General features: G+C 68.5%; 16 protein-coding genes. 11 read left to right on the top strand and 5 right to left on the bottom strand.

Annotation, left to right across the window (positions count from 1 at the left end; genetic code table 11):
- Window positions 1–432: 432 nt before the first annotated feature.
- From FNH24_RS14530 to FNH24_RS14520, 3 genes are all read right to left on the bottom strand, one after another.
- A complete protein-coding gene (locus tag FNH24_RS14530) occupies window positions 433–1,887 on the bottom strand; it encodes an NAD-dependent succinate-semialdehyde dehydrogenase (RefSeq protein ID WP_246186900.1) in 1,455 nt (484 codons plus the stop codon).
- Window positions 1,888–1,997: 110 nt separating this feature from the next.
- A complete protein-coding gene (locus tag FNH24_RS14525) occupies window positions 1,998–3,218 on the bottom strand; it encodes an iron-containing alcohol dehydrogenase (RefSeq protein WP_152362926.1) in 1,221 nt (406 codons plus the stop codon).
- On the bottom strand, window positions 3,206–4,261 hold the full coding sequence (locus FNH24_RS14520; protein ID WP_152362925.1) for an Ldh family oxidoreductase: 1,056 nt from the start codon (window positions 4,259–4,261) through the stop codon (window positions 3,206–3,208). The genes FNH24_RS14525 and FNH24_RS14520 overlap by 13 nt, the downstream gene beginning before the upstream one ends.
- Window positions 4,262–4,371: 110 nt before the next feature.
- On the opposite strand from FNH24_RS14520, the gene FNH24_RS14515 reads away from it, so the two are divergent.
- The 7 genes from FNH24_RS14515 to ypfJ all read left to right on the top strand — a co-directional run bounded on the left by FNH24_RS14515 (window position 4,372) and on the right by ypfJ (window position 11,904).
- Complete coding sequence (locus FNH24_RS14515; RefSeq protein WP_152362924.1) at window positions 4,372–5,082, top strand: GntR family transcriptional regulator; 711 nt, start codon at window positions 4,372–4,374, stop codon at window positions 5,080–5,082.
- Entirely contained in the window at window positions 5,079–6,020 is a 942-nt protein-coding gene (locus FNH24_RS14510; RefSeq protein ID WP_246186899.1) for a carbohydrate ABC transporter permease, read from the top strand. Before FNH24_RS14515 ends, FNH24_RS14510 begins: the two co-directional genes overlap by 4 nt.
- A complete protein-coding gene (locus FNH24_RS14505) occupies window positions 6,010–6,924 on the top strand; it encodes a carbohydrate ABC transporter permease (protein ID WP_152362923.1) in 915 nt (304 codons plus the stop codon). Before FNH24_RS14510 ends, FNH24_RS14505 begins: the two co-directional genes overlap by 11 nt.
- Before the next feature lie 7 nt (window positions 6,925–6,931).
- Window positions 6,932–8,014: a mandelate racemase/muconate lactonizing enzyme family protein gene (locus tag FNH24_RS14500; RefSeq protein WP_152362922.1), complete on the top strand. Its 1,083-nt coding sequence runs from the start codon at window positions 6,932–6,934 to the stop codon at window positions 8,012–8,014.
- A 100-nt stretch (window positions 8,015–8,114) separates the two neighbouring features.
- Window positions 8,115–9,428, top strand: a complete 1,314-nt coding sequence (locus FNH24_RS14495) for an extracellular solute-binding protein (protein ID WP_152362921.1) — start codon at window positions 8,115–8,117, stop codon at window positions 9,426–9,428.
- A complete protein-coding gene (locus tag FNH24_RS14490) occupies window positions 9,428–10,474 on the top strand; it encodes a mandelate racemase/muconate lactonizing enzyme family protein (protein WP_152362920.1) in 1,047 nt (348 codons plus the stop codon). The genes FNH24_RS14495 and FNH24_RS14490 overlap by 1 nt, the downstream gene beginning before the upstream one ends.
- 551 nt (window positions 10,475–11,025) lie before the next feature.
- The gene (ypfJ, locus tag FNH24_RS14485) at window positions 11,026–11,904 is read left to right on the top strand and encodes a KPN_02809 family neutral zinc metallopeptidase (protein WP_152362919.1); all 879 of its coding nucleotides are present in this window, start codon (window positions 11,026–11,028) and stop codon (window positions 11,902–11,904) included.
- A gap of 5 nt (window positions 11,905–11,909) precedes the next feature.
- Here the strand turns inward: ypfJ and FNH24_RS14480 are convergent, their stop codons facing one another.
- A complete protein-coding gene (locus FNH24_RS14480) occupies window positions 11,910–12,731 on the bottom strand; it encodes an alpha/beta fold hydrolase (RefSeq protein WP_217428232.1) in 822 nt (273 codons plus the stop codon).
- A gap of 133 nt (window positions 12,732–12,864) precedes the next feature.
- Between FNH24_RS14480 and FNH24_RS14475 the strand changes: the two genes are divergently transcribed.
- The gene (locus FNH24_RS14475; RefSeq protein ID WP_217428240.1) at window positions 12,865–14,097 is read left to right on the top strand and encodes an MFS transporter; all 1,233 of its coding nucleotides are present in this window, start codon (window positions 12,865–12,867) and stop codon (window positions 14,095–14,097) included.
- Here the strand turns inward: FNH24_RS14475 and FNH24_RS14470 are convergent.
- A complete protein-coding gene (locus FNH24_RS14470; protein WP_152362918.1) occupies window positions 14,078–14,983 on the bottom strand; it encodes a helix-turn-helix transcriptional regulator in 906 nt (301 codons plus the stop codon). The genes FNH24_RS14475 and FNH24_RS14470 overlap by 20 nt on opposite strands.
- Window positions 14,984–15,084: 101 nt before the next feature.
- Here FNH24_RS14470 and FNH24_RS14465 point away from each other — a divergent pair, with 101 nt between their 5' ends.
- The 3 genes from FNH24_RS14465 (at window position 15,085) to FNH24_RS31465 (ending at window position 18,692) form a co-directional block, all read left to right on the top strand.
- Window positions 15,085–15,987: a phytanoyl-CoA dioxygenase family protein gene (locus tag FNH24_RS14465; protein ID WP_152362917.1), complete on the top strand. Its 903-nt coding sequence runs from the start codon at window positions 15,085–15,087 to the stop codon at window positions 15,985–15,987.
- Between the two features lie 199 nt (window positions 15,988–16,186).
- Window positions 16,187–18,493 (top strand): discoidin domain-containing protein, encoded by a 2,307-nt coding sequence (locus tag FNH24_RS14460; RefSeq protein WP_152362916.1) that lies wholly within the window; start codon window positions 16,187–16,189, stop codon window positions 18,491–18,493.
- Between the two features lie 55 nt (window positions 18,494–18,548).
- Window positions 18,549–18,692 carry a hypothetical protein gene (locus tag FNH24_RS31465; RefSeq protein ID WP_161606137.1) on the top strand — a complete coding sequence of 48 codons (144 nt, stop codon included), beginning with the start codon at window positions 18,549–18,551 and terminating at the stop codon, window positions 18,690–18,692.
- The last annotated feature ends 505 nt before the right edge of the window (window positions 18,693–19,197 follow it).

Below are 19,197 nucleotides of genomic sequence, written 5' to 3'. Positions count from 1 at the left end.
GAGCGGCTGAGGATCTTCCTAGCCCGTCGCCCGCCTCTCCTTCTGCCGAGTTGTCAGAACTGAGGTGTGCTCTGGGGCTTCTCAGTTCTGACAACTCGGGTGGAGAGAGGGGGTGCGCGGCGGCGCGTGACTCGGATTTGCCCTTCGACAGGCTCAGGGAACGAACACCCCTCGTGATCGCTCCAAGCGCTCGGTTTGGCAGTCGTAGCGACCAGGGTTCCGCTCGGCTGAGGCGGTAAACCCCTGGGAGAGCAAAACTGAGCGGCGAGGGCTGGGGGTCTGTGCGCGGGCGTGGACGGGCCTGGCGGGAGCCCGCGAACGCAGTGCCGCGGCAGCGGCACCCATGACTTGCTCGCGGGCGGATGGTTGCCCGCGCACAGACCCCCAGCCCTCGCCGCGGACCAGCGGACACCCCGCAAACAAAAGAATGATTCAGATTCCGATGTACTTGGATTCCAAGAATTCCTCAATCCCGGCAAAGCCACCCTCGCGACCCAAGCCCGACTGCTTCATCCCTCCGAACGGAGCAGCCGGATCGCTCAAGACGCCCCGATTGACGGCGACCATCCCTGATTCGAGTCGCTCGGCGACGGCGAGAGCGTGGCCCCGTTCCCCGTACACATAGGAGATCAGGCCGTAGATGGTGTCGTTGGCCATGGTGATCGCGTCGTCAACCGAGTCGAAGCCGATGATCGTCACGACCGGGCCGAAGATCTCAGTGGTGGTGATCTCGGTGCCGTGGCGGACGCCGGTCAGGACCGTGGGTTGGTAGAAGGCGCCCGGTCCGTCGGTCGGGCCGCCGGTGATCAACTCGGCGCCGGCGGTCAGGGCACGGTCGACCAGGCCGGCGACCTTGTCGCGTTCGGTGTCGGAGACCAGGGCGCCGAGGGTGTTGGCGTGATCGTGGCCCGGGCCCATCCGGAAGGCCCGCATGGCGTCGGTGATCTTGGTGGTGAATTCGGCGAGCAGCGAGTTGTGGACGTAGAAGCGGTTGGCGGCGGTGCAGGCGGCGCCGCCGTTGCGCATCTTGGCGATCATGGCGCCGGCTACGGCGTCGTCGGCATCGGCGCCGGGCAGGACCAGGAAGGGGGCGTTGCCGCCGAGCTCCATCGAGGCGTCGATGACCTGGTCGGCCGACTGCCGGAGCAGTTCGCGGCCGACCTCGGTGGAGCCGGTGAAGGACAGCTTGCGTACGGCCTCGTGGTGCAGCATCGCTGCCACGGCGGGGCCGGGCGGATCGGGCGTGACCAGGTTGACCACCCCGCGCGGCACGCCGGCCCGGGCCAGCGCGTCCACCACGTAGGCGGCGGTGAGCGGGGTCTCGGCGGCGGGCTTCAAGATCACCGGACAGCCGGCGGCCAGGGCCGGGCCGAGCTTGCGGGTGGCCATCGCCGCCGGGAAGTTCCAGGGCGTGATCAACACCGACACCCCGATCGGCTGCTGGGTCACGACGATCCGCTTGTCGCCGGCCGGCGCCAGCCGGTAGTCACCACCGACCCGGACCGCCTCCTCGGCGAACCAGCGGAAGAATTCGATCGCATAGGTCGCCTCGGCCTTCGCGTCGGCGTAGGCCTTGCCGTTCTCCGCGATGATCAACTCGGCCATCGTCTCGGCCTCGGCCGTCATCAGCTCGAAGGCCGAGCGCAGGATCTCCGAGCGGTCCCGCGGCGCGCGGGCGGCCCACGCGGGAAAGGCGCGTTCGGCTGCCTCGACGGCGGCCAGGCAGTCCTCGGTCGTGGCCGCGGCGAACTCGGTGATCACCGAGCCGTCGGCCGGGTTGTGCACCGGGTAGCGGCGTCCGTCACCGGCGGGGCGCCACTCGCCGTCGATGAACGAGTCGCGGCGCAGAGCCGATCCGGCCGACGGGGAAAGGGTCGAGTCGGTCAACGAAGTTCCTTCTGGTGTGGGGCGGACTGTCGCAGCGAGAGTCGGGCCTGCCCTTCGACAGGCTCAGGGAACGGTGATCGGGATGAGCTCAGGGAACGACGCCCGGGCGGTCAGAACGGCAGGGTGAGATCGCCGCGGTAGGCAGCGGTGACGATCTGCCGCATGGCGTCGACATCGAGCGGGCGCGGATTGTTCTCCGCCAGCCGCTTCGACACGAGGCCCTGCTCCGCCACGTACTCGAGTCGATCTTCGGTCAGGCCGATGTCGGCGAGCGTCTTCGGGATCCCGATCTTGGTCAGGATCGCGTCCACCGCCTCGATCCCCTTCAACGCCAGCTCGCGCTCGCTGTCGGCGGACTGCCCGAGCAGCCGGCCGATCTCGGCGAACTCGCCGACCCGCTCCGGCACGTTGAAGCGCATCACGTACGGCAGCAGGACGCCGACTCCGACCCCGTGCGGGGTATGGGTGATCGCGCCGATCGGATACTGCAGCGCGTGCGCGGCCGCGGTCCCGGCGACGCCGAGGGCGAACCCGCCGGCGTTCGCGGCCAGCATCGTGTCGGCACGCGCGGCAAGATCACTCGGATCCTCGACGGCGGCCGGCAGTGCCGTGGCGATCAGTTGCAGACCCCAGCGGGCGTAGTGATCACTGATGGCGTTCTTGCCGATGAAGACCCGCTGTTCGCTCAACACCGTGGCCGGTCGGCGGATCGCCGTGAACGATTCGACCAGATGCGTCAACGCGTCGGCACCGGCACTCGCGGTCAGGGCGGTCGGGCAGGAGACGGTCAGCTCGGGGTCGCAGATCGCGATGGTCGGGATCAGCTCCGGCGAGGAGATCCCGGTCTTCAGCTCCCGCCGGGCGTCGGTCAGGACGCAGACCGGCGTGGCCTCCGAACCGGTGCCGGCCGTCGTCGGCACAGCGACGATCGGCAGCACCGGCCCCGGCACCGCGTATTCGCCGTAGTACCGATCCAGCGGACCGCCGTGGGCCAGCAGCAGCGCGACGGCCTTGGCCATGTCGAGACAGCTGCCGCCGCCGATGCCGATCACGACGTCGATGCCGCGGTCGGCCATCGCCGCGTGACAGGTCGCGATGTTCTCACTCGGCAGCTCGGCCTCGGTCTCGGACCAGACGGCGACCGACACACCATGATCACTCAGGTCTTCGATCATGATCGCCAGCTCGGGGGAGCCGGCGAGGCGACGATCGGTGCAGACCAGCGCGGTCTTGCCGATACCGGCGACCTGACGGCCCAGCACCTGACGCTGGCCCGGCCCGAAGATCACCGTTCGGGGCGCCCGCAGCAATCCGGGACTCACAGTCGACACGATTCCTCACTTTCCTGGCTGGCTTGTCCGCGGTTGGCCCGGGCGACGGGATCGGTCGCGGCCCGGAGCGCCAGCAACTCCGACCACAGCCCGTCGTCGAGATCGATTCCGGAGTCCTGTGCCGCCCGGGCCCGGCGCTCGCCGCCGTCACCGGGCACGGTGACCGGGCGATCGCCATTGATGGGTGGCGTGGCCCGGATCTGATCAAGGAAGTCGGCGATCGGCCGCTGCGCGCCCTTCAGCACGATGAACAGATCGCCCTTGCCGCTGGGGAACTCGTCGTCGAGCGTCCCGCGTACGTCGACATCGGGGACCGAACCGGTGACGAAGCTGACGATCGCGCCGAGGGCGAGGCCCAGCGCATATCCCTTGGCGCCGCCGAACGGTGCGAGCGAGCCGTCCATGGCCGCGGCCGCATCGGTGGTCGGTCGACCCTCGGCGTCGAGCGCCCAGCCCGGGTCGAGCGGGCGGCCGCGCCGAGCATGATCATGAACCCGGCCCATCGAGATCATCGAGGTGGCCATGTCCAGCACCAGCGGCTGCGGCTCGGCCGGCACCGCGATGGCCAACGGGTTGGTGCCGATCATGGCCCGGCTGCCGCCCCACGGGTGGACCAACGGCTCGCTGGTCGTCATCGCCAGACAGGCCAGGCCGCGGCCCGCCACGACCCGGGCGTAGTAGCCGAGCATGCCCAGATGGTTGTTGCGGGTGATCGCCGCGGTGGCGACCCCGCTCTGCTCCGCCGCGGTGATCACCGCGTCCAAGGCGTGCAGCGCGACGGGCGGCCCCAGCCCCTGCTCACCGTCGACCCGCAGATAGGTCGGGCTGAGCCAGGTGTGACTGCCGCAGGTCCGCGGGTCGGCGACCCCGCCGGCGATCCGGCGGACCAGTCGCGGCAGCCGTAACAGACCGTGCGACGGGACCTGACGCGCCTCGGCGTCGACCAGCACCGCGGCCTGCTGCGCCGCATGGCGGGCCGAGACACCGGCGCCGACCAGGACCTCGGTGGCCAATGCCCGAGCGGTGGCAAGGGGAACCCGCACGACGGTGCCTCCTGGTTGATCGGATCTTGATCTGAAAGCATTGTCACCATAAATCAGATCAGATACGATCAGCAAGCCATCGAGGTCGACCCGAACAGCAAGGAGGCGAAATGGGCGAAGCGCCGGACGACGAACGGACCGAGCGGACGAGCGTCAGCGATCGCATCTATGAACGCCTTCTGGCCATGTTGATCGACGGTGAGATCGAGCCCGGCCAGCGGATCCGGGTGGACGCGATCAGCCGTCAACTCGGGGTGTCGCAGACACCCGTCCGGGAGTCGCTGCTTCGGCTGGAGGCCGAGGATCTGGTCGAGAAGAAGCATCTGATCGGATATTCTGCTACCCCTCGACTGTCGGCGGCGCGCTTCGAGGACCTGTTCGAGGCCCGCTTCCTGATCGAGCCGTTCTGCTCCGGGCTGGCCGCGGGAAGGCACCAACGCGGCCAGATCGAGACAATCACCCGGTTGGCCGCGGAGATGCGGGACGGCTACGAGTCGGGCGAGTTGTCCTACGGCGCGTTCGCCCGGTCCGACGCCGAGTTGCACCGGGCGCTGATCGACGCGACCGGCAACGGCTACTTCAGCGAGATCTTCGCCAAGCTCCATGCGCATCTGCAGCTGTTCCGGCTGCTCCGCGATTCCTCGGTCACCGAGGACGCGCTCACCGAGCACGACCGGATCATCACCGCGATCCGGACCCGGGACAGCGAGGCGGCGACCGCGGCGATGGCCGCGCACCTGGCCGCGTCCCGGTCACGGCTGCGCAAGGCGTTCGACCAACATCAACAACAAGTCCGTGAGGAGCCGTCGCAGGCATCATGACCAGCACAGTGATGCGACCGCAGCCGCTCGCGTCGGGGCCCGGCGCACCGAGGCGGCGTCCGCGATCAAAACGACAGAACCTGGCCGGCTGGCTGTTCGCCGGCCCGGTGATCGGTGGCGTGTTGTTCTTCCAGATCGCGCCGGTGATCGCGTCGCTCGGCGTCTCGCTGACCAACTGGACCGGCCTCCGGGCTCCGAAGTTCCTCGGCCTGGAGAACTACACCCGGCTGTTCACCGACGATCCCGACTTCTACAGCTCGCTCTGGCACACCGCGGTGTTCACGGTCGCCGTGGTCGTCGCCTCGATCGGCATCGGGCTCGCCCTGGCCATGCTGTGCAACCAGAAGGTGGTCGGGGTCGGCCTGTTCCGGACCCTGTACTACTCCCCGGCGATCACCAACGTGGTGGCGATCGGCTTCGTCTGGTTCTGGTTGTACGAGCCCAACAACGGCTTGATCAACGCCCTGTTGCGGAGCGTCGGACTGCCCGCCCCGGGCTGGCTCTCCGACTCCAACACCGCGCTGGTCGCGGTGATCATCGTGGCGGTCTGGCAGGGCGTCGGCTATCCGATGGTGATCCTGCTCGCCGGCCTGCAGTCGATCAACGCCTCCCTGCTGGAGGCGGCAATCGTCGACGGGGCCTCGCCCTGGCGCCGGTTCTGGTCGGTCACCCTGCCGCTGCTGACCCCGAACCTGTTCTTCCTCTCGATCATGCAGTTCATCTCGTCGTTCCAGGTCTTCGGGATCATCTATGTGATGACCTCCGGCGGCCCGAACAACGCCACCCAGGTGTTCATCTACAAGATCTATTCGGCCGCATTCGGCGAGGGCCGGCTCGGCTACGCCTCGGCGATGGGCTGGGTGCTGTTCGCGATCATCGCGGTGATCACCTTCATCCAATGGAAGGGCGAGAAGCGGTGGGTGCACTATGACAACTGATCTCCGGCCGGCACCGGTCGCGAAGGGGTGGGGGCGCGGCGTCGCGGCGGCCCGATCCGGTCGGAGCACGCTCCGCCGGCGAGGGCCCCGCAACGTCGGTCAGCGGGTCTTCGTCTACGTGCTGTTGATCGTGCTGGCGATCTTGTTCGCCACTCCGTTGATCTGGATGGTCAGCGCGTCGCTGAAGCCCGAGAACGAAGTGCTGCAGAGCCCGCCGACGCTGTTCCCGTCGTCGGTGCTGTGGTCCAACTACACGGCCGCGGCCGACGGGCTGCTGCCGTACTTCCTGAACAGCGTGAAGCTGGCCGCGCTGAACGTCGGCTTCCTGCTGCTGTTCGCCTCGATGGCCGGCTACGCGTTCGCCCGGCTCAACTTCGCCTTCAAGGGCGCCGCGTTCGCGCTGCTGCTGTCGACGGCGATGATCCCGAGCATGGTCTACCTGGTGCCGCAGTACATGCTGTTCCGCGAGCTCGGCTGGATCGACACCCACCTGCCGCTGTGGGTGCCGCAGGTGCTGACCCCGGTCTTCGGCACCTTCCTGCTCCGGCAGGCCTTCCGGGGCGTGCCGATGGAGCTCGAGGAGGCCGGCAAGCTGGACGGTGCCTCGACGTTCGGGATATTCTGGCGGATCATGCTGCCGCAGGTGAAGCCGGCCCTGGCCGCGGTCGGCGTGATGACGTTCATGGCGTCCTGGAACGATCTCTTCGGCCCGTTGATCTTCGTCAATTCGACCCGGTTGCAGACCATGCCGATCGCACTGGCGCTGTTCCGCGGCGAATACTTCACCCAGACCAACCTGATGATGGCGGCCGCCACGTTGACCATCCTGCCGCCGTTGTTGATCTTCCTGCTGGCCCAGCGCTACTTCGTCCAGGGCATCACGATGTCCGGCCTGAAAGGATGACCGCTCGATGATCATCACCGAAGTCGAGTCGATCGTGCTGCTCGACCGGCTGCACTTCGTCAAGGTGCACACCGACGAGGGACTGGTCGGCATCGGCGAGGTCAGCCCGATGAAGGCGAGTGTCACCCACTCGGTCGTCACGACGGTGCTCGCGCCGCTGCTGGTCGGCGAGGAGGCGACCGACATCGAGCGGCTGTGGCGGCGGATGTACACGAAGCCGTTCAAGCTCGGGCCGGGCGGCGCCCAGCTGAACGCGATCGCCGGCGTCGACATCGCGCTGTGGGACCTGCTGGGCAAGGCGACCGGGCAGCCGGTCTACAAGCTGCTCGGCGGCAAGTACCGGTCGGGCACCAAGGTGTACGCGAGCTCGATGTCGCGCAGCCTGACGCCGGAGCAGGAGGCCGATCGGGCGCTCTCGTTCAAGGAACAAGGCTTCCACGGTTACAAGATCCACTCGGCGACGCCGTGGATGCACGACGACGGGTTCGATCAGACCGTGGCCACGGTCACCGCCGTCCGGGAGTCGGTCGGTGACGGCTTCCCGATCATGGTCGACGTCAACAACGCGTACTATCCGCACACCGCGGTCAAGATCGCCCGCGCGCTCGAAGAGCTCGGCGTCTGGCACTTCGAGGAGCCGTTGGCCGCGCACGACTACGAGGCCTACGCGCGACTGGCCGACACGGTCGACATCCCGATCGCGGTCGGCGAGCAGGAATACAGCAGCTGGCAGTTCCGCGATCTGATCACCGTCGGCCGGGTCGACATCCTGCAGCCCGACGTGATCAAGTGCGGCGGCATCACCGAACTGAAGAAGATCGCCGTTCTTGCCGACACGTACACCAAGCCGATCACCGTCCACAACACCCAGCAGACGGTCGGCACCGCGGCACACGCCCACGTCTGGGTCAGCACCCCGGCGTGCGTCTATCCGCAGGAATACAACATCGAGCACAATCCGATCCTCGATGACACCCCGATCTGGACCAACCCGCTGCTTCCGGTCGACGGCGTGATCACGCCGCACGAGCTGCCCGGCCTCGGCGTCGAGTTGGACGACGCGGTCATCGCCCGCCTTCGGACGGCGTGATCATGATCGAACAGATCAACTTCGCACCGCATCACCGCCACACCACTTCGGACCGACCGGCCGAGCCACGTCGCTCGTCCCGGCCGAAAGGAATCACACCATGACCACATCAGCATTCAGCCGTCGGACCCTGCTGTCCGGGCTCGGGGCCGTCGCCGGTGCCGGCCTGCTCGGCGGCGCCCTGACCGCCTGCAACTCCGGGGGAGCCGGCGGCGGTGACGGCACCTTCTCCTTCCTCACCTGGGATGCGGCGGAGGGCTCGCCACTGGCCACGGCCGTCACCAAGTGGGCCGAATCGACCGGCACCACGCTCGACCTGCAGAACGTCCCGGGCGGCGACGACTTCGAGGCGAAGCTCCGGACCGTGCTGGCGTCGGGCGCTCCGCCGGAGTTGATCAGGATCAACGACGACTACGTGAAGGGCTACTTCGCCGAGGGTTCCCTGCTCGACCTGAAGCCGTACCTGGACAAGGACGGCATCAAGCCCGAGGACTACTACCCGGTCGCGTTCAACTTCGCCAAGCAGCCCGGGGGAGAGCACGCCGCCTGGCCGATCATGACCAACCCGGGCGTGATCTACGTCAACGTGGATGCGTTCGAGGAGGCCGGCATCGACCTGCCCAGCACCGACTGGAACGACGACGGCTGGACCTGGGACGACTTCCTGGCCGCGGCCAAGGAGCTCAACCGGCCAGGCGAGCGGTACGGCTGTCTGGTCTTCCCGGACACTTCGCTGGAGACGGTCTTCACCACCAGCAACGGCAGCGACGGGATCTATTCCAAGGACGGCACCAGGTTCACGTTGGCCGAGGGGCCGGGCGCGGAGGCCGTACAGTGGGTTGCTGATCTTGCTCTGAAGCACAAGGTGCACCCCGACTTCGCGACGATCACCGCCGGCGAGAACACGCCGAACTGGCAGCAGAGCCAACTCGGCACCGGCAAGGTCGCGATGATGCTGGCGCTGACCAGCAGCGTGCCGTGGCTGCGCGAGAACGCGACGGTGAACTGGGACATCCGCCCGGTGCCGAAGAAGGTCAGCCGGACCACGGTGAACACGATGACGGTGCTCGCCATCCCCAAGGATTCCAAGGATCCGGACAAGGCCTGGGAGTTCCTGAAGTACTGCGTCGGGGAGGAGGCGTCGGCCGCCTTCGCGAAGTCCCGCGGGTTCATCCCGGTGAGCAAGAGCGCCGGCGCCCTCTTCGAACCGGACGACAAGGCACCGGAGAACCTGCCGGTGGCGATCGATGCCCTGGATCACGCCGTGAACGAGAACTTCAGCGAATACATCCAGCAGGCCCGCGGCGTCTATCGCCCGGTGCTGGACGACGTCTGGAGCGGCAAGCGCACGGCGGCCGACGCCCTGGGCAGCGTCGCCGACCAGGTCAACGCGATCCTCGCCGGGCAGGGCTGATGAAGATCACCAAGGTGGAGGTCACCGCGGCCTCCGAAGCCAAGGGCCACGCGGTCCGGGATGCGATCCAGCTGCTGGATCGCAACGGCCACACGACGGTAACGATCGAGACCGACGACGGCGTGACCGGCCGGAGCCGGATCTACTTCGGCCGCGAGGCAAGCTCGCCGGACGTGCTCGCCATGATCATCGAGCGGCAGCTGGCACCGGAGATCATCGGCGAGGATCCCGCGTTCATCCGCGGCATCCGATCGCGGCTCCGCTCCTTGACCGACTATCAGGGCACCCAAGGCTTGTCGACCTTCGGCATGGCGGCGATCGACCAGGCCCTGTGGGATCTTCAGGGCAAGGCGCTGGGAGTCCCGGTCTGGCGGCTGCTCGGCGCGCAACGGTCGGCCATCCCGACCTACGCCATGGTCGGCTGGCTGGAGCTCGACATCGCCGGCCTGGAACGCGTCAGCGCCAAGGCCATGGAGCAGGGCTTTCGGGGCGTCAAGGTCAAGGTGGGCGGCGGCCCCCTGAGCGAAGATCTTGAACGGGTCGGCGCCGTCCGCAAGATCATCGGCGACGACGCGGCCCTGATGGTCGACGCCAATCAGGCCTTCGACTACACCGAAGCCCTGCGCCGTGGTCGGGTGTACGAGGACCTGGGCTGCCGCTGGTTCGAGGAGCCCTTGCCTGCCGCCGATACGGCCAGTCACATCAAGCTGGCCGAGAAGCTCGACATCCCGATCGCCACCGGTGAGAACCGTTATGGTCAGGCGTCGTTCCGGGAGCTGATCGAGGGTGGCGGTGTCGGCATCGTGCAACCTGATCTTCGGCGGGCCGGTGGGATCACCGACTGCTACGAGATCGGACTGATGGCGGCCGGCTTCAATATCCCGTACGCCTCGCACGGCGGTGGTGCCCACATCCATGTCCTCGCCGCCCTGCCCAACACGATCTACGTCGAGAGTGGACTCCTGCCCGACAACAGTCCCATCTCCTTGATCGACGGCTGCTACCCCCTGCCCGATCAGCCCGGGTTGGCGAGCTGGAACGACTGAGGGACTCGGTCGCTGGTCCGGCGCGCCTGGCAGCAGCGGAACGGGGAAGATCTCGCCGGGTACTCCCGGCCGGATCTTCCCCATTCTGACGAACGAGGATGTAGGCATGGACGGGCACACAAGATCATTGAGTCCGCTGTCTGAGCGGACCGAGTTCTCGACCCTGCCGCTGGGCAAGTCCGATGCATCGATGATCGCGGCAGGTCACCTGGTCTGCCCTTCGACAAGCTCAGGGAACGGAACAAGCCCTCGTGATCAGTCCAAGCGCTCGGTTTGGCAGTCGTAGCGACCAGGGTTCCGCTCGGCTGAGGCGGAAAACATGCACTCGCTCCCAAGGGAGCGGTGGGGTCTGGGGGTCTGTGCGCGGGCGTGGACGGGCCTGGCGGGAGCCCGCGAACGCAGTGTCGCGGCAGCGGCACCCATGACTTGCTCGCGGGCGGATGGTTGCCCGCGCACAGACCCCCAGACCCCACCGCGGGATGACCCGAAAGATAGAAGAAGCCAGACCGACTGGAACCCCCCGATCGAGCCCGAGACCGTACGCTCTCGTCATGACGTTCCGAAGTGACGGTCCGCTGGACACCGGCGGGGTATCCGGCCGCGGCGGCGGCCGTCGCGGTGGCCGGGTGGCGATCGGCGGTGGGGTCGGGCTGGTGGTCGTGGTGATCGCCGCACTGGTCTTCGGCATCGATCCGTCCGACCTCCTCGGCGGGGCCGGGGACTACGCGACGGAAGATGTCGGCAGCCGGGGCAGTGACAGTAGTGAGATCGATCAGCAGATCGAGAGTTGCACGATCGAGAAGGCGAACACGGACACGGTGTGCCGGATCGTTGCCACCACGAACAGCTTGAACAAGGTCTGGCCCGGTTTGGTGTCGGGCTATCAGGCTCCGCAGGCGGTGATCTTCGCCGGCTCGGTCGACACCGGTGGCTGCGGGTCGGCGACCTCGGCGGTCGGCCCGTTCTATTGTCCGGCGGACCAGACCGCGTACTTCGATCCGAGCTTCTTCGAAACGCTGCAGCAGCAGCTTGGTGGCAGCAACGGTCCGCTGGCGCAGGAGTACGTGGTCGCCCACGAGTTCGGCCACCATGTGCAGCATCTGTTGGGCGCGGACGAGCAGGCTCGGCGGCTGGGATCCAAGGGGGCGAAGTCCGGCTCGGTCCGGCTGGAGTTGCAGGCCGACTGCTATGCCGGCGTCTGGGCGAACCGGGCCGACGACGGCCCCGACGCCATGCTGGAGCCGATCACCAGGGACCAGATCGATGACGTGATCACCACCGCGAAGGCGATCGGGGACGACCGGCTCTCCGGCAGCAACTCCGACGGCTGGACCCACGGCTCCAGCACCCAACGGGTCCGCTGGTTCAGCACCGGCTACCAGTCGGGCGACCCGAAGACCTGCGACACGTTCGCCACCAACGATCTCTGACCGGTCTACCCGGGCCGGCCGAGCAGCTCGGTGATCTTGGGCCAGGCCCGCTCGCCGAGCGCGGCATCGGCCTCCGGGGTGCCGCCACGGGCCATCGCCTGACCGCCGACGACGGCGGTCTCGCCCGGCAGGATCGTCCGGTGCCCGGCCTCCGGCGCGGAAACGATCATGGTGTCCCGGCCCACGGCGCGGCGCCGCTGGGCGATCCGGTGAGCATGATCAACCGACGGCCAGACCTGGTCGTCACCGCCGGCCACGAGGAGGATGCGCGGGATCCGTTCGACCGGGATCTCGGCCGCGGCCCGACCCCCGGGGTCGGCGTGCTCCCACGAGGTCCGGTAGAGCTCGCGGTAGGCGGGCGGGTCGGTGTCCGGCCGCCAGTCCTCGACGAACGAGATGTACGGCAGCGCCGCGCCGGCCACTGTCCAATGCGAGGTCTGCCCGCCCTCCGGCCGGATCCCGGCCCACACCACATCCGTTGGCGCGAACGCGATCACCGCGTCGACCTCGGGCGTGTACGCCGCTGTGATCAACGCGGCCTCGGCGCCGAACGACGTACCCAAGATCACGACCCGGTCGGCCAGAGTACGGAGCTCGGCGACCCGGGACTGGAACAGCTCGACCGGGACCTCCCACGGGCCCGGCTGCTGGCCGGGTCCGCCGAACCAGCGGATGCTCTCCGCGACCGCCCCGGACCGGGCCAGCAGCTCGGCCCGGGCCGTCTCGACCCGGCCGCTGGATCCGGCCAGCACCAGCACGGCGGTGTCGGACGGTCGGTCCGGGGTGACCCGGATCCCGATCGGATCGGTGAGCTCGGTCGTGATCATGATCGCAGTCTAGGACGGTGGTGTCAGATTGAGAAACTTAGCTTAACTATGTATCCTGAGATTCGGAACCAATCCCGAACTTCGAAGGAGCCGCCAGGTGAGCAGGACCCATTCAGCAGCCGGGTTCAGCCAGATCCTGCGACAGCCCAAGGCCGTCTGGGCTGTCGCGTTCTCCTGTGTGATCGCGTTCATGGGCATCGGCCTGGTGGACCCGATCCTGCCGGCGATCAGCCATGAACTCGGGGCGACGCCGTCGGAGGCGATGCTGCTGTTCACCAGCTATCTGTTGATCACCGGCCTGGCCATGTTCTTCACCAGTTTCGTCTCCAGCCGGCTCGGCGCCAAGCTGACATTGCTGATCGGGCTCGCCCTGATCGTGATCTTCGCGGCGGCGGCCGGTGCCTCCGACGGGGTGGGCACGATCATCGGCTTCCGGGCCGGCTGGGGCCTGGGCAACGCGCTGTTCATCTCGACCGCGCTGGCCACCATCGTCGGTGCCGCCAGCGGCGGGGTGGACAACGCGATCATCCTGTACGAGGCGGCGCTCGGCCTGGGCATCGCGACCGGGCCACTGCTCGGCGGCGCCCTGGGCAGCATCTCCTGGCGCGGCCCGTTCTTCGGCACCGCGGTGCTGATGGCCCTCGGCCTGATCTCCCTGTTGATCTTGCTGAGCAAGAACTCCGAGCGACCCGAGCCGGTGCCGTTGTCGGCGACCTTCGCGGCGCTGCGCCATCCGGCGTTGCTCACCCTCGGGATCGGCGCGCTGTTCTACAACTTCGGCTTCTTCGCGCTGCTGGCGTACAGCCCGTTCCCGCTGGAGGCGGCCGCGCACGCCGCCGGCGTCGCCGAGTTCGGCGCGCACGAGCTCGGCCTGGTCTTCTTCGGTTGGGGTCTCTGCGTCGCGATCACCTCGGTCTTCGTCGCCCCGCCGCTGACCCGGCGGTTCGGTCGGCAACCGGTGTTGTACGTGATGCTGGCGTTGCTCGGCGCCGATCTGATGATCATGGCCCTGGCCACCGCGAGCCTGGCGGCCCTGGTCGTCGGGGTGATCGTCGCCGGCCTGTTCCTCGGTGTGATGAACACCGTGCTCACCGAGTCGGTGATGCTGGCCACCGAGCTGCCGCGCCAGGTCGCCTCGTCGACCTACTCCGGGATCCGGTTCTTCGGCGGTGCGCTGGCCCCGGCGGTCGCCGGCACGATCGCGGCCCGCTTCGGCGCCGGCGGTCCGTACTGGTTCGGCGGTGCCGCGATGATCATCGCCATCGGCGTGCTGGTGATCGGCCGCCGGGCGATCGCCCACGTCGACCGGCCCGAGCCGGGGAGTCAGCTCGAGGCAGCCACGGTGCTCACCGCGGCCGACGCCTGACCGGCCTGGTCCGGGCCGACCGCTCGGAGCCGCCGCCCATGCCGCTGGCCGCGGCCGCGGCCCGGAACTCCCGCGGTGAGCTGCCGATCAGCTGCCGGAACCGGTGCGAGAAATGGGATTCACTGGCGAAGCCGAGCCGGGCGGAGATCTCCCGGTCGGTGTGATCACCGGCGATGATCAACTCGCAGGCGCGGTCCAGCCGGCGCTGGCTGCGATACCGGGACGGGGTCACCCCGGCCAGCCGCCGGAACCGCTTGCGGAACCCGTCATAGGACAGGCCGAGCGTCGCGGCGACGTCGGGCAGCGAGTCCGGGTTGCCGAGATCGGCGGCGAGCAGCGCGGTCGCCCGGGCCAGCCAGAGTTGATCATCGGTGCTGCCCGGTCCGTCGGCCGTCGAGGCGGCCAGGGCGTCGGCGATCAAGAGTTGCAGCCGGGCGATGTCCTGCAGCACCGCGCCCGGAGTCGTGGCCTCGTCCAGGAACACCAGCTCGGCGAACCGCTGCATCCAACGTTGCACCGGCGGCACGTGGCAGACCGGCCGGTGCTCGTCCAGCAGGCCGTTGGCCCGCCAGAGATCGAACACCGGGCCGTCGAAGACGACGTACAGATGATCCCAGAACTCCCCGGCCGGCGGCCCGTAGCGGTGCGGCAGGTCGGGGAAGAGCAAGATCAGATCACCGGTGCTGACGTGCCGGTTCCGGCCGGCGCCGTCGACGTAGCGCCCCTCGCCGGCGAGCAGGTAGACCACGGCATAGCTGCCCAACGTGCGCAGCGGCTGATCCGCCGGCCAGGCCTTGGTCTGCGGCACCCGGCCGGTCATCGAGATCCGGCCGATCCGCGGCAACAGCAGCGGGTGCGGGAACCGCAACTGCGGGCCGGCGCTCATGGGGGAAGGGTACGTGGACGCCGCCGGGACGTGCCAGGAAGTGCAAGTCCCGGGGTCAAACCGGACAACGCTACGGGCCGGGATCGGGTTAGCGTCCTTTCATGATCACTGCCACGACACCGACGGTCACAGCTCAGGGCGCACCGCTGGAGGTCGGCGAACTGCGGTCCTCGATCGACGCCGTGGCCGACGCCGACGAGTTGCGCGCCCGGCTCGCCACGGACGGCTACCTGTTCCTGCCCGGCTATTTCGACCCCGACGAGGTGCGCGCCGCGCGCGGCTCGATCCTCAATGTGATGGCCGCCGACGGCGCGTTCCGGCCCGGCACCGAGACGGATCGGGCGATCCCCGGCGACGACTTCCGGCCGCGGTCGCTGCACGAGGCGGCCCGGGACAGCGAGCCGCTGCAGCACCTGCTCTACGGCGACCGGATGGCCGACCTCTATCACCGGATCTTCGCCGCCGACGTACGCCACTTCGACTACACCTGGCTGCGCGCGGTGCCGCCCGGCAAGGCGACGCCGCCGCACATGGACAGCGTGTTCATGAATCGTGGCACGCTCGACCTGATGACCGCCTGGACCCCGCTGGGCGACATCGACCGCACCCTCGGTGGAGTCGCCGTGCTGGAGGGATCGCACCGGCTGGACGACGTGACCGGCGATTACGGCACCCGCGACGTCGACACCTACTGCGAAGACGATGATCAAGCTGCCAGGATCGCCGCGACCGACGGCCTGACCTGGGACGGCGTGCTGACCCGCGAGCCGGCCGACTTCGGCCGGTTCCACCGGCTGCGCTGGTTGACCGCCGACTACCGGGCCGGCGACCTGCTGACGTTCACGATCTTCACCGTGCACCTCGGCCTGGACAACAACGCCGACCGGATCCGGCTCTCCTCCGACTCGCGCTATCAACGGGCCACCGAAGAGGTCGACCCGCGCTGGATCGGCCTCGACCCGACCGCCCACTCCGCCCGGAGCAAGCGCGGCCTGATCTGTTGAGCCGGTCCGTTCCCTGAGCCTGTCGAAGGGCAGGCCGGCTGAACCTCACAACGCTCGGACCCTTCGACAGGCTCAGGGAACGAGTCTGGACACGGCGGGCTCGGGATGGCACCGTGACCCGCAGAAGTGCCGCCAGCGAGGGCGTGCACGACGAAGTGCCTGCCGCGGGGGCCCGCGCCGGTGCGGAGGGGAGTGCGGGATGGTCGTCGCGCGCCGTTGTCCGTTGATCCTGTTGATCGCCGTCGGGATGATCGTCGCCGTCCTGCCGGCGACGGCCGAGGCCGAGCCGGAATCCGAGGTCCAGGTCTGGCTGACCGATCTCAACTCCGACGAACGGCTGGCCCGGCAGGACGATCTGTTGTGGGCCGACCCTGCGACCGGCTCAGGGACCGTGCTCACGGTCGACCCGACGAGGTCGTATCAGCGGATGACCGGGTTCGGCGCGTCGCTGACCGACAGCTCCGGCTGGGTGCTGAGCAAGAAACTCTCGTCGGCGGCGCGGCAGAAGATCATGCGGGAACTCTTCTCGGCCGAGGACGGGATCGGGTTGTCCATGCTCCGGCAGCCGATGGGAGCATCGGATTTCGCGGTGGAGCAGGCGTACTCCTACGACGATCAGCCGGCGGGCGAGACGGATCCGGACCTGTCCGACTTCAGCATCGATCATGATCGGAAGTATCTGCTGCCACGGCTGCGGGAGGCGCTGAAGCTCAACCCCGAGCTGTCGATCATGGCCACACCCTGGAGCGCTCCGGGCTGGATGAAGGACAGCGATTCGATGATCACCGGCTCGCTGCTGAGCCACTATCACGCGGCGTACGCCCGGTATTTCGTCAAGTTCCTGCAGGAGTATCGCGCGGCCGGGGTGCCGGTGGACTACGTTTCGGCGCAGAACGAGCCGCTGTACGAGCCGGCCGACTATCCCGGCCTGGGGATGCTGCCGGATCAGGCCGCCGCCTTCATCGGTGATCAGCTCGGGCCGGCGATCGGCAAGGCCGGGCTGGACACGACGATCCTGGGCTACGACCACAACTGGGACATCACCGACTATCCCGAGGCGCTACAGCATGATCGTCGCGCGGCCCGTTACGTCCCCGGCACCGCCTGGCACTGCTATGGCGGCACCGTCGGCGCGCAATCGCTGTCCCACAACAACTATCCACGGGCGCAGGCGTTCCTGACCGAGTGCTCGGGCGGCGGCTGGCAGGGCGAGGAGGTCGAGGCCTTCCGGCAGACGATGGGATCGGTGATCGGCGCGCCGCGCAACTGGGGCCAGTCGGTGATCTTGTGGAATCTCGCCCTGGATCAAGATCACGGCCCCTACATCGGCGGTTGTACGAACTGTCGCGGCGTGGTCACGGTGAACGACGGGACGGTGGACAAGGAGCTCGAATACTGGGCGCTCGGCCATGCCAGCAAGTTCGTCCGGCCGGGAGCGGTGCGGCTCGCATCCTCGGTGCCGGCCGACCAAGTGATCAACGTCGCGTTCCGCAATCCTGACGGCAGCACGGCCATGATCGCGCACAACGGATCGACCGAGGATCGCACGGTGATCATCCGGCTCGGCGATCGGGAGGCCCGGCACACGTTGCCTGCCGGCGCCGCGGCGACCTACCGCTGGACCGGCGGTGATCAGGTGCCGCCCGCGGATCCGGCCGACCTCGGGTCGGTCGATCTCGACTTCGGTCGTGGCCCGGCCGGCACGCCGGGCGGCCGGTTGACCCAGACCGTGTCGGCCGAGACCGCGGCCCAGCTGAACCAGGTGAAGATCGGCTCCGACTGGCTGGGCTACTCGCTGCCGTACGGAGCGTCGCTGCAACCGACCGGCGACACCGAGCCGCTGGCGCGGACGGGGTGGCAGGCGGCCGCGTCGCACACCGAGGAGGAGGGATCGGCCGCACGGATGCTGGACGGCGACGAGGGTACGCGCTGGAGCTCCGGCACCGGCCAGGCGCCGGGACAATGGGTCCGCTTCGACCTCGGCGAGCCGCGGACCTTCGACCAGCTCCGGCTGTCGGTCGGCAGCAATCTCGGCGACTACGTCCGGGCCTACCGGGTCGAGATCTCCGACGACGGCGCGGACTGGACCCCGATCGCCCGCGGTCGCGGCAGCTCCGGGACCATGATCATCCCGCTGCCGCGGACCACCACCCGGCAGCTGCGGATCGTCGGCGAGGGATCGGCCGGCAGTTGGTGGTCGATCACGGAGTTCGGGCTGAGCCGGACCGTCGGATCAGCGCCGGCCGCCGGCACCGGGGTCGATCACGGGGTGATCACCCGGACCGCCGAACTGCCCGGCGTCGGCACGGTGATCGGGAGCTACAACCGGCGCCCGTCGACGGCGACCCTGCCGCTGCCGGTCGACGGCTTCGACTACCGCTACCGGCTGCCGTCCACCGCCGCCGCCACCTTCGTCCTGCTCACCCGACCGCTGTCCGCCGACCCGACCCCGCGACCCGGCGAGCCGACTCCGCTCCGGGAGCAGCGCCACCCGGGGTCCCGCTGAGCGGTACGGGGATCGCGGCCCCAGCCAGTTCGCCGGGGCCGCGCGTATTCCCGCGATGGTCGGTCCGATCCTGCGCGTTGTGTTCGTCGGTCGGCACCTCCTCGGAGCCAAGAGGGGGCAGGTCGGTCGCTGGTCAGGTGAGCCCGCCCGGGAGATCGCCTGGGTCGAGGAGCACGCGGTCGCGCTGCTGGAAGCGTGACGCGGCCCCGGTGATGCCTCTCCGCGTGCAACGGTCGCATCTGGTCTGCCCCCTTCGACAGGCTCAGGACATGCTTCGACAGGCTCAGGGAACGGACAGACGCCGGGTTCGCGCCGCTTCGGGGGTGGAGGTTTGGGTGTTTCGTTCCCTGAGCCTGTCGAAGCATGTCCTGAGCCTGTCGAAGGGGGCAGATCGGTCCGCGCCGGTTCTCTCAGGGTTTTCGGCCTGACGGCCGGAAAGACGCATCAAAGGGGCGGGTTGTTGCGGTCGGTCCGTCTCGCGCCCGGGGGCCGGTTCCGGTAGTGGCCCGATGTCCCGGCTGTCGGTGTTCCAACGGCCCCCGCACCTCTCCCGGGGCGTCGAGGAATTATGTCGATCACCGATAGTGACGTTTCCCACCTGGAAACCGACCCAAAGTCAAGCGGTCTAAGCAACTTTGGTCAGGAATTTGTTCAGGGCCTGTGCTGGGGTCTTGAGGTCGAGGGTGGGTCGGGGTCGAGCGTTC

The sequence above is a fragment of the Microlunatus speluncae genome (assembly GCF_009299835.1).
GTDB lineage: Bacteria > Actinomycetota > Actinomycetes > Propionibacteriales > Propionibacteriaceae > Microlunatus > Microlunatus speluncae.
Note: the sequence above shows the minus strand (reverse complement) of the source record. Positions and strands in the feature narration are given on the sequence as shown.

Bases quoted from the DNA above. Each gene is read 5' to 3' on its own strand.
- FNH24_RS14460 (WP_152362916.1), top strand. From the start codon at position 16,187: ATGGTCGTCGCGCGCCGTTGTCCGTTGATCCTGTTGATCGCCGTCGGG.
- FNH24_RS31465 (WP_161606137.1), top strand. From the start codon at position 18,549: ATGGTCGGTCCGATCCTGCGCGTTGTGTTCGTCGGTCGGCACCTCCTC.
- FNH24_RS14490 (WP_152362920.1), top strand. From the start codon at position 9,428: ATGAAGATCACCAAGGTGGAGGTCACCGCGGCCTCCGAAGCCAAGGGC.
- ypfJ (WP_152362919.1), top strand. From the start codon at position 11,026: ATGACGTTCCGAAGTGACGGTCCGCTGGACACCGGCGGGGTATCCGGC.
- FNH24_RS14465 (WP_152362917.1), top strand. From the start codon at position 15,085: ATGATCACTGCCACGACACCGACGGTCACAGCTCAGGGCGCACCGCTG.
- FNH24_RS14495 (WP_152362921.1), top strand. From the start codon at position 8,115: ATGACCACATCAGCATTCAGCCGTCGGACCCTGCTGTCCGGGCTCGGG.
- FNH24_RS14510 (WP_246186899.1), top strand. From the start codon at position 5,079: ATGACCAGCACAGTGATGCGACCGCAGCCGCTCGCGTCGGGGCCCGGC.
- FNH24_RS14515 (WP_152362924.1), top strand. From the start codon at position 4,372: ATGGGCGAAGCGCCGGACGACGAACGGACCGAGCGGACGAGCGTCAGC.
- FNH24_RS14470 (WP_152362918.1), bottom strand. From the start codon at position 14,983: ATGAGCGCCGGCCCGCAGTTGCGGTTCCCGCACCCGCTGCTGTTGCCG.
- FNH24_RS14505 (WP_152362923.1), top strand. From the start codon at position 6,010: ATGACAACTGATCTCCGGCCGGCACCGGTCGCGAAGGGGTGGGGGCGC.
- FNH24_RS14480 (WP_217428232.1), bottom strand. From the start codon at position 12,731: ATGATCACGACCGAGCTCACCGATCCGATCGGGATCCGGGTCACCCCG.
- FNH24_RS14500 (WP_152362922.1), top strand. From the start codon at position 6,932: ATGATCATCACCGAAGTCGAGTCGATCGTGCTGCTCGACCGGCTGCAC.